This window comes from Mucilaginibacter sp. OAE612 (assembly GCF_041806395.1).
Taxonomy (GTDB): Bacteria; Bacteroidota; Bacteroidia; order Sphingobacteriales; family Sphingobacteriaceae; genus Mucilaginibacter; species Mucilaginibacter rubeus.
The window spans coordinates 2,446,996-2,463,113 of the sequence record NZ_JBGMUW010000001.1; the positions used below are offsets into that span (position 1 = coordinate 2,446,996).

The following is a 16,118-nucleotide window of genomic DNA, read 5'->3' on the forward strand; positions in this document are numbered from 1 at the left end:
AACAAATGAAATATATAACCCTGTTGGCTATTATCATCGTCAGTATAACTGCATGCCAAAAAGATAACCAAAACTTTAAATTAAAAACGGTTACCATAAATGCCTACACAAACAAAAACTCCGAATTACAGCATATTTACGTCAAGGTAGTTGACGCCGCAGATAATCAGCGAGTTATCGGTAAATCTGCTTCGTATCCGTCAACCCTGCCATTGCCCGTTACGCTGGGTATAACTCCGAGCCTCAAACAAGCGCTATATAAACAAACATGTATAGTGCAGTTGTGGGCCGACTCTACAGGTTTGATTAGTTCGCAAAAAATGAATATGGATAGTTATAAAATCATTTTTCCGTTAGAGATGGATGTCAAAAATAAAGACATGGATGTTACGCTGTCAGGTAACTGGGACTAAGCATTAACTATACCGAGATTTATAAAAAAAAACAACAATATCATGGCCACGGCTTTTGAAGTCATCCAAAAACTTCAGTCGGAAGGTTATACCATAGATTTAATCTAATAGCAAACTGTCTTGAATGTCATCAGAATGCATTGAAGGTGCATCCGGACAAGTTTATAGTGGACAAAGATTACCGGCTTGAAGGGATGTCTGCCGAAATCAGCTATTCCTGCCATCAGCAAATTCCAGTATTCAGCAGTTGATGGCAGTTTTGCAATAACATCCAAACCCGGAACTTATTTCTGGTCGAACGGTTACGCGGTGGGGTAGTGCAACGATGGCGCAAATAGCAAAGTAAGATCATTAACCATTAAAGTTCATCACGGGACTATTAAATTAAACACGGTAGCGGATAGTAAAAAGCGATCAGTTAACGCTAAAGAAATCAAAGAAGGCCAGGAACAAAAGTTTAATTTTAATAGATTGAAGATATAAGATCATCCTGGTTGAATTTTAGAAATAGTGTACCGGATCGTTTTGTAAGAACGAATCAACTAACACTTGTGTCAAAGTGTTTTATGAAAAATGTCTCCAAAAAACCGGCACTCAATTTCCATTAAAAAATATTATATTTACTGCTACTAATCTTATCGCTGTAATGTATGAATAAATATATACTCCCCTTTACTTCCAGTAACTCATTATCCGCTAAAGTTTTTTAAAGCCAGTAACTGATTTAATGAAGTCGAAATTTTTACTGGCAATTTTATGCTTGTTGTGCATAGTAGCTGCGGTTAAGGCCCAGGCCCCTAAAATCACTTATACCGCCGGGGCTAAAATATTTACTTTGGGAGTTCCAATCCAAACGTTAGCGCCTGTAAACACCGGAGGCGCAATACCTCAGGGATATTATGGACAGGTTACCACTCTTTGTGGCAGTGGCCGGCCAGGCTACCAGGATGGTAGTGCTGCAACCGCAAGCTTCGGTGCTGTACATTCACAATGCGTAGATGCAAAAGGTAATATATTTATGGCCGATGAAGCCAATCATGTTATTCGCAAAATAACGCCGGCCGGTGTTATGACTACGTTTGCTGGAGGTAATGATATTTACAAAGATGGCGTTGGCCGGTCTGCGGGCTTCGTTGATCCCCGCGCAATTACAGTTGATGCTGCCGGTAACCTGTATGTTATGTCAGATAGGAGTGTGCGTAAAATAACCCCCGACACTGTAGTGACAACAATAGCGGGTGGTGGCCCTTATGGCCCGGTTAATGGTATTGGTGCCGATGCATCTTTTGGTTATCCTCTTTCAATCGCTGTGGATAGCAAGGGTAATTTATATGTTGCAGACTATGATATCAAGGCCATCCGTAAAGTAACACCACAAGGTGTTGTTACAACATTTGCAGGTAGCTTTGGCGATGCCGGATCAAATGATGGAAATGCAATAACGGCCAGGTTTAATAGTATCAATTGCTTAGCTGTAGATAAACAAGATAATATCATCGCGGGTGATTATGACAGGATAAGGAAAATAACCCCGCAGGGCGTTGTGACAACCGTTGCCACCGCCGAAATGTTGGGTATCCCCTCAAATAATTATGTAACCAGTGTAGCCGCCGATGCTACAGGCAATATTTATTATACAGCCAATCAAATCATAAACGTTATTTCTCCTGCCGGTATAATAAACCGGGTAGCCGGTACTCCCGCCGATGGTTATACGGCAGGCGGCAACACAGATGGAATAGGCACCATAGCCCAGTTCAGAAGTCCTAATGCGCTCACTTATGACACGAAAGGGAATATTTACCTGGTAGAATATCAGAACTACCTGGTTCGGAAAATACGAGTTACTGGTTACATTATTAATAAACAGCTGCCTGCGGGCCTTAAATTTGATCAGCTTACAGGTAATATCACCGGCTTTGCTACAGAAATAACTCCAGCTTCAGATTATGTTGTAACTGCTTTTAATGCGGCCGGCAGCAGTTCTTATACTCTAAATATAGCAACTGTCGCCAATGTTGGTAAGCCGGCCATTTCATCGTTTAACCCACTAAGTGGCCCGGCGGGTACTTTGGTTGCCATACGTGGTAATAACCTGGTTAATACGCAGGGCGTGGTAATAGGAGGAATAAATACTGTAGTGTTGTCAAACACTAATACCGAAGTTGTAGCAATGGTTATGCCTGGGGCGTCAACCGGCGCAATAGCGCTTAACACCGCTAATGGTTATGCCACAGCGTCCAGCAATTTTAAGCTGGCACCAGCGTATGGTTCATTTACTCCGCAAACAAGGATAACACAGGCAGACGTGAAAGGGCTTGCACAATTTGGATGGGCAACCGCCTTGAGTGCAGACGGTAATACCTTAATAGTGGGAGCCCATAGTGATAATAACAATATTGGCGCGGCTTACATTTATACTCGAAATGGAGATAGCTGGAATATGGAAGCCCGGCTGTCTGGTCTTGATGTAATAGGAGCGGCCAAGCAAGGAGCATCGGTTGCTATAACGGCCGATGGTAATATGGTAGTAGTAGGTGGCGAAGGCGATAATAATGCAACAGGCGCAGCCTGGATATACACCCGAAGCAGCAAAATATGGACACAGCAAGGACAAAAAATTGTTACTGCAGCATTACCCCGGCAACAGGCGCAGGGCAGCCTCGTAGCAGTAAGCGCCGATGGATCGACCGTTGTAGTAAGCGGATCTTCGCAGAATAATTATTATGCTATGATAACGGTGTATAACCGTGCAAACAATGTTTGGTCAGGTACAAATTTACAGCTGCCGTTCGGCTTTCAGCCGGGTAATACTTTGGCTATTAGTGCTGAGGGGAAGGTAATTGCTGTTGGACAACCAACTTATGGCAGCAGCAGAGGCACGGTGCGCGTTTATACTAAATTAGGCAATAGCGGATGGTTATCCCCGCCCTTTGAACTTGTGCCAGACGGCGTTGCTGATGGTTCGCAGTTCGGCAGTTCGATATCGGTAAGTGCTGATGGAAAATATGTGATAGTAGGCGCGCCAAATTTTAACAGCGGACAAGGTGCTGTATGGGCTTTTAAACGTGAGTTCCCATCAACTATTAACTGGACGCAAAACACCAGAATAGCGTTGCCTGCAGCTGCTAATAACGTGCGTATGTTTGGCCGCCTGGTAGGTGCCAGCGCCGATGCTTCAACAATCGTTGCGGCTGATGCAGGAAATACAGACAAGGATGAGCTTAGATTTTTTAAGCGTACCGACGATAAATATATCCAACAGGGAAACCCTGTATCACAAGCTGCAAGTAATGCAACTTATTATGGTGATGCCTTATCAATTAGCGCTGATGGCAGCATTGCGACGGCGGGCAACCATTTTGATAATGGGGGAGTTGGTTCGGTGGCTGTTTACAAGGCAATTTTATTGCCCGAAGCCAATACTTTAAGCGCATCAAATATTGTTCTTAATGGCGCCTCATTGAATGGTACCGTGAATGGTAAAGGTATTGCAGCTGCCGTTAATTTTGAATACAGCACATCTTCCGATATGAGCGGGGCTAAAATTATACCGGCTGATGGCAAAAGCAGCGTAGCTGCAGATCAGGGAGCGGTGACTTTCAGCGTTGCACTGTCTGGCCTTGCACCTGGCGTAACTTATTACTACCGTATAAATGCATCAAGTACTCAAGGTACGGTAAATGGCATAACAAAAAAATTCACAACTATACCGGGATTGCCTGTTGTTACGTCTTTTACTCCTGCGAAAGGGGCGATTGGTACACTGATTACAATAAGCGGCGATAACCTTATAAGCCCCCAAAGTGTTATTGTAGGCGGTGTGCCTGCCCTGGTAATATCTGCAACCGGCAAACAAATGATTGCTATGGTTATGCCCGGTACAACTAAAGGAGGGCTTACTATCAACACACCCGCGGGGAGCGTGAATGCAAGTGGTAGCTTTAAAGTTATCAATACCTCGCAGCCAAATTTCCTGCAACAGCAAAGGTTGTATCTTGATGAGCCAGACAGCTACGGACGCTCTAATACTAAAGTAAATATCAGCGCCGACGGTAAAACCGCCCTTTTTGCTGCATATGTTGACCACGGGCAAAGTGGTGTTTGGATATACAAACGCAATGGAGATGCATGGGAAAAGCAAACCGATAATTTATTAACAGGAAGTCTTTTATTTTTTACCGCACTAAGTGCAGATGGCAACACCGCTGTTTTTACACACGACGGCGTTGCAACTGTGTATGTACGTGATGGTGAAATATGGTCAAAACAAGCCGACTTTAAGGCAATTGATCCTTTAAACGACGCCTATCCGTACAATATAGCACTGAGTGCCGATGGCAACACCCTTGTGTTAGGATCTACCAGCCACATGAATAACGGAGCGGCATGGGTTTATACACGTGATCGCGGTGTATGGACCCCACAGGGTGCCAAACTTGTTTGCCAGGGTGCCGTAGGCGGTATTGATCAAAGTGTTATAGTAGCTATAAGTGCCGATGGCAATACCATAGCACTGGGCGGTTACAATGATGACAACTATACCGGTGCTACCTGGGTATTCACAAGGAATGCCAACGGCGTATGGAGTCAGCAGGGTGCCAAACTAATTGGCACCGGAGCCAAACATTTGCAGTCGCAAGGGGTTGCGCTTTCGCTAAACGCAGACGGTAACGTGCTGGCTATAGGTAGCGTATCGTGGTATGATGGTTCACAAAACAGCGGAGTGTGGGTATTTACACGCAGCAATAATACCTGGAAACAGCAGGGCAATATGATAATACCCAAAGACGGCGCTAATAATTCTGCGTTCGGAGAGGCGTTGATGCTGTCTGCAGACGGTGCAACAATGATGGTGGGTGGCTATTTAACAGATTATTACGAGGGAGCGATGTGGTGCTACAAACGTACTGGCGATACCTGGAATGTGGTTAATAAACTTTATTTAAGAGAAGTTAACCCTACGAGCCTTGGTGCCTCAGTAAGCATGACCCCTAACGGCGCCATGATGCTTGCGGGGAGCGACAATACCGCAAGTACGCAAAGTTTTGTAAGAACGTACACTGCAACACCTATACTATCAACTAAGGATGCGGCTGACGTCAGCACTACAGGGGCTACAGTTGCAGGTTCGGCTGATGATAATGGCAATGATGCCACGATACTGTTCAGGTATTGGGAGGCATCGAAAGTTGGCGATGGTAAAACTGTTAATGTGAGCACGGTAAGCGGTGGTTCGGGTATGGCAACCTACAATGCGGTACTGAAAAATCTTAAACCTAACACCACTTATATTTATGCCATAAGTGCGGTTACATCATCGGGCACTTATACGGCCGAATCAAACACTTTTGTTACCTCAACTGCGCCGGTTATTTACTCATTCACACCGCCGCGGGCGCAGGTAGGTACAACAGTAGCCATTACCGGTATAAATTTTAAGAATGTTACGGATGTTTCGTTCGGAACCACGGCCGCAGCTAAATTTAAAGTAGTATCGCCAACGTTAATCAACGCAATTATTGCCCCAGGCACAACCGGGGGGCAAATTATTGTTAAAAATAAAGACGGTTCCGGTATCGCAGATGGCTTGCAATTATTTATTGTTCCGCAAGTGGATGCTGATGCTACCGTAATCCAACAGTATGGCAGCACTTATTTACGCACTGCGGCGACAGATGGATATCAATATCAATGGATGAAAAATGGGCAGGCTATTGCCGGTGCTACAGATGCCAGTTATGAAGTTAAAGAGCCAGCATCATACACTGTACGAGTAAGTGTCGACTCGCTTAGCCAAGTGTCATTGCCTGTAGTTATCGTATCTAAATTTATACTGCCGCAAAATGCTTTCCTGCTAACGTCGCAAAGTTTAACCTGCAGAGGCAGTGGCAACGGAAAGATTACAGTCGATGCAACTTATGACAGCTACAAATATACCGCCCGCATAACCGGTAATGGTTTGGATAAATCTGCTCCGTTCACTAAAACCGTCAACTTTGGCGGGCTTTCAGCCGGGACTTATAATGTGTGCATAACAGTAGAAGAAGATAAAAATTATCAGCAATGTTATGCGGCAGTAGTATCGCAACCGGCAGACCTTACCCTGCTATCTACCGTAAACGAGGCAACCAAGACCATCAGCCTGTCGTTAAACGGGGGGGAAGTGTATCACGTAATGTTGAACGGGGTTTTACATAGCACCAGGGATAGCAGTATTGTATTACCATTGGCGGCGGGCAAAAATAAATTAAGCGTAACAACTGATAAGTTGTGCCAGGGCGTGGTGGAGAAGATCATTGATATTACTACCCAACCGGCACCATACCCAAACCCTTTCAACGGGTCTATCAATGTGTTTATTGGTAATAAACAGGTTAAAAAGGCAATTATTGATATTTATTCAGTTAGTGGCTTGTTGGTGCTTAGTAAGCAGATAAGTAACCCTGCAAGCACAGTAACATTACAAACGGGCGGAATCGAGCTTCCTGGTAACTATACTTTAATGCTGGATACGGATGGTACAAAACAGGTATTTAAGATAATTAAAAAATGAAGAGATTAATATTGTTGACGATATGGGCCGGTTTTATTTTTTGTAGCTGCGGAAAAAAAGGCGATGCCGGTTCAGACACAAAGTCACCATCGAAACCCGTTTTGATATTGCCGGCCCAAAACTCGGTGTGTGTGAGCGGTAATGGGCAATCAGGATCACAAAGCAGCATATTTTTTAGCTGGAATGCGGCCACCAATACCGACGAATACGAGATAACTATAAAAAACCTCCAAACGGGTACAGCACTTAGTCAAACTGTAGCTGTAAACCAGGTTTCGGTAGAGTTGCCGGTAAATACACCCTACTCGTGGCAGATTATATCGAAACTAAAAAATACATCCGGTACGGCGCAAAGCGATACCTGGAAATTTTATAGCTCAGGGCCAGGCGTAGTAAGTCACGCGCCATTCCCGGCAACTGCTTACCAACCAGTTGATGGTGGACAACTACAGGCTGTGAATAGCCTCATTAGCCTATCATGGACAGGTTCAGATGCTGATAACGATATCATGGACTACGATATATACTTTGGTACCAATGCTGCTTCCCCATCGTTGTTGCAATCTCATGTTTCGGGTACCTCATTAAGCAATATACAAGTTAAACCTGCCGGCATATATTACTGGAAGATTGTAACCCGCGATAAGCAAAATAATTTAAGTACTTCGGATATTTTCCAGTTTAGGGTTAAGTAGGATAACGCTTGTTTTGCCCGATAGGCTTTAATGGAGCAATAGTTCCTAAGTGTTGTTAAAGGACCGATTGAGTCAATCATCTGTTTTTGTTGTCGTACCAATAAAAGCGCCTTAGGTCTTTCTACTCACTCCTCAAACTCTTCACCGGGTTGGCCAGCGCGGCCACTATGGCCTTATACCCCACACTTATCCAGGCGATAGCCACCGAAGTCAGGATTGCCAAAATAAATATATCCGCGCCGATAGTAATTCGGTAAGTATAGTCCTGCAGCCATTTGTGCATAAAGTAATAACCTACGGGGGCCGATATGGCAAAGGCGATAACAATAAGCACCGTAAACTCCCTCGAAAACAGGTAAACGATATTACCTACCGATGCCCCTAAAGTTTTGCGGATACCAACCTCTTTGGTGCGTTGCAAGGCCATGAAGGATACCATTCCATACAATCCCAAACAAGAAATAAAGATGGCTATGCCTGCGAATAACTTATAAAGGGTGGATAACTCGTCCTCATTACGGTAAAAGTTTTCGATCGTTTTATCGAGAAACTGGTATTCGTACACGCCCTCCGGGAAGGTTTTATTCCAAAGGTTGTCGATACCGGCGAGGGTCTGTTTAACATTTTGCGACTGAATCTTGATATTGAGCTTGCCGTATTGCGATTTCCAGGCTCCCATCAGTACCGGCGGGATAGCGCTGCGGAGCGAGCCTGTATTATAATCCTTCACCACGCCGGTAATGCGGGCGTTCAGTTTCTTATCATTCCAAAGCATAATGAATTTGCCTATGGCTTGTTTCGGATCGGTAATGCCGAGTTTGTGGATCAGGGTTTCGTTAACCACGTAGCCCGCTATCGTATCCGTTTTTTTATACGGACCTCCGGCAACAAACCGGATATCATAAAGCCTGAAATAATCAGCATCGGCCCATTTGAGGCAGGCGGCAAAATCCACTTGTTTGGCTGCGTTATTGAATTTAAAATCACTGAACCAGCCGCTGTTATCCGAGGGCCCATACAAACTCAGGCTCACATCCTTAATCCCCGGCTGTCCCAAAAGCTCATCTTTCAAAGCGCCCACTCTCGATTTGCTTATGCTATCGCCCGGGAATGGAACCGTAATCACGGCATCCTTATTAAACCCGAGTTCTTTGTTCCGGAAGTAGTTCATCTGGTAAATCAATACCAGCGTTCCTATCACTAAAAACTGCGCTATGCAAAACTGCGCCACCACCAATATCCGGCGTAGTGAGATGCCGCTGGCGCGGCCCGCGTTGATCTTATTTCTCAAAGCCTCTATCGGCTTATAACCCGATAATACCAGCGCCGGATAGAAGCCGGCCAGGAGAGTAACCCCGATCACCATGCCCACTAAAAATAAGATCACAATTCCATTAGCAAGAAAACCACCACTCAACTGGATCTCGAGCAGACGATTGAGCATGGGAAGCGTTATCCATGCAATTACCGCGGCCAGTACAACGGCAAATAAAGTGATGATGAGTGTTTCGCTGATAAATTGCAGTACCAGCTGGTATCGATTGCTGCCCAATACTTTGCGGATGCCCACTTCTTTTGATCGGTTCACGGCCTGCGCGGTAGCCAGGTTAATAAAGTTAACGCAGGCAATGATGAGCAGGAACAAACCAATCAAACTAATCACGCTTATGAGCTGCTTACTAAACGGGTGACCGCTGTACACACCTACCTCGGTATTGAAATGCATATCCTTGAGGGCCTGTAATTGATAGCTCTGGTTTTTATTGTAAGGTGGCGGAATATGCTTTTTTGCGAAAGCCGCAAGCTGTGTATTAAACTGTTTTTTGCTTATATCGGAGGGCAAAATGATAAAACTATTCCGGTCGCCGAAGGTGCTTACCCAATCCTGGACATTGCCGTTCAGGTCGCCGCCTTTCTCAATGAGGGTGATCCAGGAGATGGCCAGCTTCATCGGAAAATCGGTATTAACCGGGGTATCTTCAATAATGGCGGTCACTTTCAGGTCGCGGCGGTTTTCATAGCGGATTGTTTTGCCCATGGCATTGTGCCAGTCGCCGAAAAATTTGTTGGCCTCTTCGCGTGATAGGATCACGGTTTTAGGCTCGGCAAGGGCGGTGTTTTTATCGCCGGCAAGCCATTTAAAATCGAAGATCCTAAAAAATTCGGGGTCGGCGTAATAGGCCAGGTCTTCCTTAAATTTTTTGAAGGTACCGGTATTGTGCACATCGCCGATGGTATAGTGCGAGCCGTCGTTTTTCATGATGTTGGCCGCCTGCTTTATTTGCGGAAAGTCGAGCTTGAGGCCTTCAACCATCGGCAGGGGCGTGCCCGAACCGGCATGCACACCGTCGGGGCCGCTACTTACATTCAGGATGCGGTAAATGCGGTCTTTATTGGTATGATAATTATCGAAACCGGTTTGGTACTGCACAACCAAAAAAATGAGCAAGCAGGCCGCGATGCCTATGGCCAGCCCGGTAACATTGATAGTGGCATAGCTTTTATTGCGCATCAGGTTGCGCCAGGCTATTTTGAAGTAATTTTTAAACATAGCGTAGGGATTTGTTTTTTTTACCGACCAGTTTTGGGCCGTTTGCTGGTTTAAAATTACCGTGCCATAGCGGGGCTGGCGCTCCATATTATAATTTGGTCGCTCTTTTTTCAATTCAAGTTTATATTCGACCGGACTTTTGCCGGTTAGTTGTTTAAAAGTGCGGTTGAAGGTAGTTTTTGAATTAAAGCCCGATTCGAAGGCGATGCCCAGCAGGGTGAGGTGATCAAAAGCTGGGTCCTGCATTTTGCGGGTAACCTCGGTAACACGGTACTCATTAATAAAATCGTTAAAGCTTTTTTTGAGTACAGTATTAACGATGCGCGATAAATCATTAGGATGCAGGTCGAGCTTTTCAGCCAGCGAGCGTAAATTCAGTTCCGGGTCCTGGTAATAGCGGTTGGCTTTCAGCACCTGCTTTAGCCAGGTGCCTTTTTGTTTCGATTCGGCCGGTAGCGCTGGTTTAAATACAGGCATCCTCGCTGGGGCCAAAGCAGCCTCGGGCCGTAAAAAAGCTACAACTGCGAACCGGATGGCCAGGATAGCCAAAGCCAAATACAAGGGATAATAAGCCTGGTTGCCTAAACCCTGGTGGAAATAAGTATAATCAATACCCGCAACCATCAACCAGCAGCAACACAAAATGAAGAAACCGGCCAGCAAGCTGTGCAACCAGCGCATTTGGTAGCAGAACCTGTCGCCGTTGTTGAATTCAAGGAGACGGTAATAGTTTTCTATTTGTTGATGGGATGCATATAGGTAGCTCAGGGCTGAGATGAACGCCAGCAATTCCAATACAAGGTTAAATTGCTGAAAAACCGAAGCTTGATAAGCTGCCACTCCTGTTTGAATACTCTGGCTGGTTTCTAACAACTGAATACTAAGCTCAAACAATACAGGAACAAAATGCAGCGTATGCTTCAGTCGGAATTTATATTCCGCCCGGGTTGTCTGAAGTACATAGAAATAAACCAACGGTCCAAAGGCCAGCGAGAACCGCAGTGGCAAGCGGCCCCAATTGGGGATGTAGCTCGCCAACTCTACATCTACAGCAAGCAAGCGCGCTATGTATAAAACAATAACCACCAACGCCACTGCCAAAAAACGGTTTGCAGTTTGATTTAGTTTTTTGCCGAACCATAAAAGCAAAGCCGCGGCCAGGCCAAGGAAAACCGTTCCCAGGAATGTTAGGTGGTAAAGGTTGATATGGAATATGTAGGTTTTCAATTAGTTAACTTGGCTCAATTGGCGAGCCAAATTTACAACTTGCTTTTATTAAGATCGTTATGATTTGGTTTTGTGTTTGATGTGTAATGGAAGCGGACGGATGGGCGTACGGTTTTGGAAGGAGGTAGGGGAGAGAGGTTTCAAAAAGTACTCTCAAATTTTGCTTAGATAAGCCGCATCACGAAGCGGTTAGGTTGAAATAAAATTTTTTAGATCAATCTTTTGATCTAAAAAAACTGTTATTGATCGAAAAATAGTTATTTCTTTTCTAACGTCTATAAAAAATCATCTTAGGATTTTACTGACGTGGCTTTCATCCGGTCAGGTCAAATTTAGCTGCGATCTGCTTCAGGTTATAATCACCGGCATCCATTCTTTTCCTGATCAGCTCTTTCCGGTAAGTGAAAGTGCATATCTAATCCAATCATTCTGCATGCACATCGTTCCATATAATAAGCCTTGATCACGACAATATGACGTATGAAAATTTCATAAAAAAGTTGCCAATAGAATTGACTACTTGCGTAAAATGTGAAAAGGAAATTGCATCGCTGGAAAATAACTGGTTTTCTGTTAGTGGCTGCCGACGCGGCTGTCAGATAATTACAAGACCAGCCGTATTTAACGCCTTGAACGTTTTAAATGTGTTTATCATTTTCGTGTAAAATGAAAAAATTAATATTTTTATTTGAACACCGTTCAATAATTTTGATGTGTTTAAAATATTAATCAAAACAATCATGAAAAAAATATTGATCACAGGCGCAAGCGGTGGCATAGGGCTGGAAACAGCCAGACGCCTGGCTGCTCAAAATTACCAGGTAACACTGGTAGCCCGCAGCGAGGAAAAATTAAATAAGGCAATAAAAGATCTGGATGGCACCGGCCATACCATTTTGGTTGCAGACCTGACGGATAAAGACGACTTGCAAAAAGTAGCGGATCATTTGAAAGCCGGGGAATATGATGTTCTGATCAACAATGCAGGTGCTGGTATTTACGGAAAGTTTATTGAGATCCCATTGGATGAGCAACTGGCAACCATGCAGCTCAATATGAATGCCCTGGTAACCTTATCTTATGCGTTTTTGCAAAATGCCAGGCAGGGTGATGCTTTGGTAAATATTAGTTCCCTGCTTGCGCATTCTTCCCTTCCTGGCGGATCAGTTTATGCAGCTACCAAAGGTTTTGTCGCCAATTTCTCGGAATCACTGTGGTATGAGTTCAAGAAAAAAGGAATTTTTGTGATGGGTTTTAATCCCGGTGCTGCAGCCTCAGACTTTCATTCACATGCAGGTGGACATACCAGTGATTTTCCAAAATTTGTAATGTCATCTGTTGAAGATGTCGCCGAAGAACTGGTAAGGGCCCTGGAAAACAGGCGGAAGCCGAGAGTAGTACAAGGTTGGAAGAATAGGTTCATGCTATTTGGATTCAAATTATTGAGCCGAAAATCCGCTGTAAATATTATGGGACAAATTAGCCCCGGCATGAAAAACTAAACGCCGAATCGTGGTGCGAAATTTCGCCACCCGGCCGGCACTATTATATTTGTATCTTATTATTAATAAAAATGGGCATAGCAGAACGAAAATTGGAAGAGAAACAGGAAATGCATAAACGCATTTTAAACGGAGCACGTAAAGTATTCCTTGAAAAAGGCTATGAACAAGCCAGCATGCGTAGTATCGCCAACGAGATCAACTACAGCCCAGGCTCTATTTATTTTTACTTTAAAGATAAAAGTGAGATCTTCCAGGAACTGCATAAGGAAGGGTTCGGGTTACTGCTCAACCAGTTCAAAGTTTTAGACAAGGTGGGTGATCCTTTTGAGCGCCTGAAAGCAATGGGCCGCATCTTTATCCAATTTGCACAAGAAAACAAGGATTATTATAATTTGATGTTCCTGGTGGAAGAACCGGCAAAAATGTCCGAAAATGATGGTGGTTTTAAGATAGCACAGGAAGCGATCGACCGCCTGGCTTCTGTAATTAAGGACTGCCAGAAAAAGGGAAGATTCAAGGATCTGGATACAGAAGATCTAACCTTTATGATCCTTTCTGCAATGCACGGCATTTGTGCCCTCTTCTGCAAAGACCGCACTACAAGTTTCATAGGCAGAACGAACGAGGAACTGATGCAGAGCGGCTATGAGTGTTTTGTCGCGCTCCTTGAAAAAAGTTAACGCTTTTTTTTGACACTTTATTGAACAATGTTTAAAATTATAACAGTGATTGAAAATGAAATCTAAAACACATATCCGATATGGTTTTGTCCTGGTGGCGGGAGCCCTGATAGCCGCTACCCCGGCAAAATCTCAAAGCCGGCTGGATGAATACATCCGCGAGGGGCTCAACTCTAATCAGAGCATTAAGCAACAAGACTTTGTACTCGAAAAAAATGTATATGCATTGAAGGAAGCAAAAAGCATGTTCGGGCCCGAGGTTACCTTTTCAACAACTTATACTAAAGCCGACGGCGGACGGACGATAGATTTTCCGACGGGCGACCTGTTTAACGGGGTTTATTCCACGCTGAATAAACTGACCGGCAGCAATGCTTTTCCGCAGTTACAAAACCAGCACATTCTGCTCAACCCGGATAATTTTTATGACGCCAAGTTTCGCACTACCCTTCCAATTTTGAATGCGGAACTGATCTATAATAAGCGCATCAAGGCGCAGCAGGTGGATCTGCAAAAAACCGAAGTCCAGCTTTATAAACGCGAACTGGTCAAAGAGATCAAAACGGCTTATTATAATTATCTCAAAGCCGTTTATGCTACCGGGATCTATGAGTCCTCGCTCAGGCTGGTGCAAGAAGGCCAAAGGATCAATACCAGGCTATATGATAACAGCAAGGTAAATCGGACGGTTGTACTCAGAAGCCAAAATGAAGTTTCCCGGATCAACGCTTCACTCACCGGGGCAAAGAAAACCGCGGAATCGGCCCGTTATTATTTTAATTTCCTGATCAATCGGCCGCTAACGGATAGCATCCTTTTAGATGATATTACCACGCTTCCGGCCCTTGGCCAAAGCTTGGCTAACAACATCACTGGCCGGGAGGAATTAGCCAAACTCCGGATAGCAAAAGACATTAACGGCAACCTGAATGGGCTGGCCAAATCTTATATCATCCCCAAGCTGGGCACCTTTATCGACCTGGGATCGCAGGCGTTCGACTGGAAGTTCAATAGCCAAAGTCGCTATTACTTATTAGGCGTTTCCCTGGAATGGAACCTGTTTTCCTCCGGGAAAAATAGTTACCGGGTAAAACAAACGATTGCAGACCGCGAGGCCCTGGCATCACAGACCGACTATGTACAGCAGCAACTCCTTACCGAGCTTAAAGTACGCCAGGCCGCCATGCAAAGCGCCATTGCACAATATAAGGCGGCACAATCCCAGTTGAAGACCAGCCAGACGTACTACAACGATATGGTCAAGCTATATAAGCAAGGAATGGCCATTTACATCGAACTGCTGGATGCCCAAAACCAGTGGATAGATGCGCAGCTCAACGCCAACATCGCCCTTTACGACACCTGGATAGCCTATACGGCCATCGAACGAGCTAATGCCAGTTTCACAATTCAATAATAAAAACACTACAACAATGAAAAAACTTCAATTACTCAGCATAATAATAGTAGCCATATTCCTGCTGACTGCCTGCAAACAAAAACATCAGGAACAAAACGCAATGGGTGAACCGGATATCATCCCCGTTAAAACAGCATCGGTTTCCATATTAGGAGTTCCCGACCACATTAGTGCAACCGGCCTGGTGAGCACCGAAGATGAAGCTAAATATGCCTTCAAGATAGGCGGCGTAATCAACCGTATCCTGGTGCAGGAAGGCCAGTTCTTCAAAAAAGGACAATTACTGGCAACCCTCAATTCTACCGAAATTTCAGCCGGTCTGGCGCAATCCAGCCTGGGTGTGGAAAAGGCACAGCGCGATTATAGTCGTGCTGTCAATCTTTACAAAGACAGCGTATATACCCTGGAGCAATTGCAAAACACCAAAACCGCACTGGACGTTGTGCAAAAAGCCCGGGAAGCTGTAGCCTTTAATGATCGCTATTCCAAAATATACGCTGCATCCGATGGCTTCGTAAGCAAGAAAATAGCTAATGAAGGTGAGGTTATCGCCGAAGGCATGCCGGTGCTGCTCATCAATTCCACCGAACAGCACAACAGTTATTCGCTAAAAGTTGGGGTAACCGACCGCGAGTGGGCCATCATTAAGCCGGGGCAGACAGCCAAAGTCGCGCTCGATGGATACGCAGGCAGGCAATTTGAGGCGGTGGTATTTCGCAAGTCGCAGGCTGCAGATCAGGCCCTTGGATCGTTCCAGGTAGAGCTTAAGCTGAACTTAAATGGCCTCAAACCTGCGGTTGGCATGTTTGGCAAGGCGGAGATAGCCACTCACCAGGATGAAAGTGTGATGGTGATCCCCTATGGATCGCTGGTGGAGGCTGACGGCAATAAAGGTTTTGTGTTTACCACTGTTAGCGCGACCCGTGTAAAAAGAGTGCCGGTTACCATCCTGAAGTTCGATAACGACAATGTCTATCTCAAGGATAAACTGGAAGGTATAGACCAGATCGTAGTTTCCAACAGCGCCTACCTCAACGAACAGTCCATTATTAAAATCATCAAGTAAGGCTA

The 16,118-nt window shown here is 44.8% G+C and carries 8 protein-coding genes; 7 read left to right on the forward strand and 1 reads right to left on the reverse strand.

What is annotated here, in order from left to right; genetic code table 11:
• Positions 1 to 5 precede the first annotated feature (5 nt).
• From ABID99_RS10210 to ABID99_RS10220, 3 genes are all read left to right on the forward strand, one after another.
• On the forward strand, positions 6 to 413 hold the full coding sequence (locus ABID99_RS10210) for a hypothetical protein (RefSeq protein WP_373613629.1): 408 nt from the start codon (positions 6 to 8) through the stop codon (positions 411 to 413).
• Between the two features lie 727 nt (positions 414 to 1,140).
• Positions 1,141 to 6,969 (forward strand): IPT/TIG domain-containing protein, encoded by a 5,829-nt coding sequence (locus ABID99_RS10215; protein WP_373613630.1) that lies wholly within the window; start codon positions 1,141 to 1,143, stop codon positions 6,967 to 6,969.
• Complete coding sequence (locus ABID99_RS10220) at positions 6,966 to 7,664, forward strand: hypothetical protein (RefSeq protein ID WP_373613631.1); 699 nt, start codon at positions 6,966 to 6,968, stop codon at positions 7,662 to 7,664. Before ABID99_RS10215 ends, ABID99_RS10220 begins: the two co-directional genes overlap by 4 nt.
• A 121-nt stretch (positions 7,665 to 7,785) precedes the next feature.
• Here the strand turns inward: ABID99_RS10220 and ABID99_RS10225 are convergent, their stop codons facing one another.
• A complete protein-coding gene (locus tag ABID99_RS10225; RefSeq protein WP_373613632.1) occupies positions 7,786 to 11,442 on the reverse strand; it encodes an ABC transporter permease in 3,657 nt (1,218 codons plus the stop codon).
• Positions 11,443 to 12,182: 740 nt separating this feature from the next.
• Between ABID99_RS10225 and ABID99_RS10230 the strand changes: the two genes are divergently transcribed.
• The 4 genes from ABID99_RS10230 (at position 12,183) to ABID99_RS10245 (ending at position 16,113) form a co-directional block, all read left to right on the forward strand.
• Positions 12,183 to 12,944: an SDR family NAD(P)-dependent oxidoreductase gene (locus tag ABID99_RS10230; RefSeq protein ID WP_373613633.1), complete on the forward strand. Its 762-nt coding sequence runs from the start codon at positions 12,183 to 12,185 to the stop codon at positions 12,942 to 12,944.
• Positions 12,945 to 13,015: 71 nt separating this feature from the next.
• The gene (locus ABID99_RS10235) at positions 13,016 to 13,627 is read left to right on the forward strand and encodes a TetR/AcrR family transcriptional regulator (protein ID WP_112652400.1); all 612 of its coding nucleotides are present in this window, start codon (positions 13,016 to 13,018) and stop codon (positions 13,625 to 13,627) included.
• A gap of 55 nt (positions 13,628 to 13,682) precedes the next feature.
• Positions 13,683 to 15,044, forward strand: a complete 1,362-nt coding sequence (locus tag ABID99_RS10240; protein WP_373613634.1) for a TolC family protein — start codon at positions 13,683 to 13,685, stop codon at positions 15,042 to 15,044.
• 16 nt (positions 15,045 to 15,060) lie between these two features.
• Positions 15,061 to 16,113 (forward strand): efflux RND transporter periplasmic adaptor subunit, encoded by a 1,053-nt coding sequence (locus ABID99_RS10245; RefSeq protein ID WP_188832308.1) that lies wholly within the window; start codon positions 15,061 to 15,063, stop codon positions 16,111 to 16,113.
• The last annotated feature ends 5 nt before the right edge of the window (positions 16,114 to 16,118 follow it).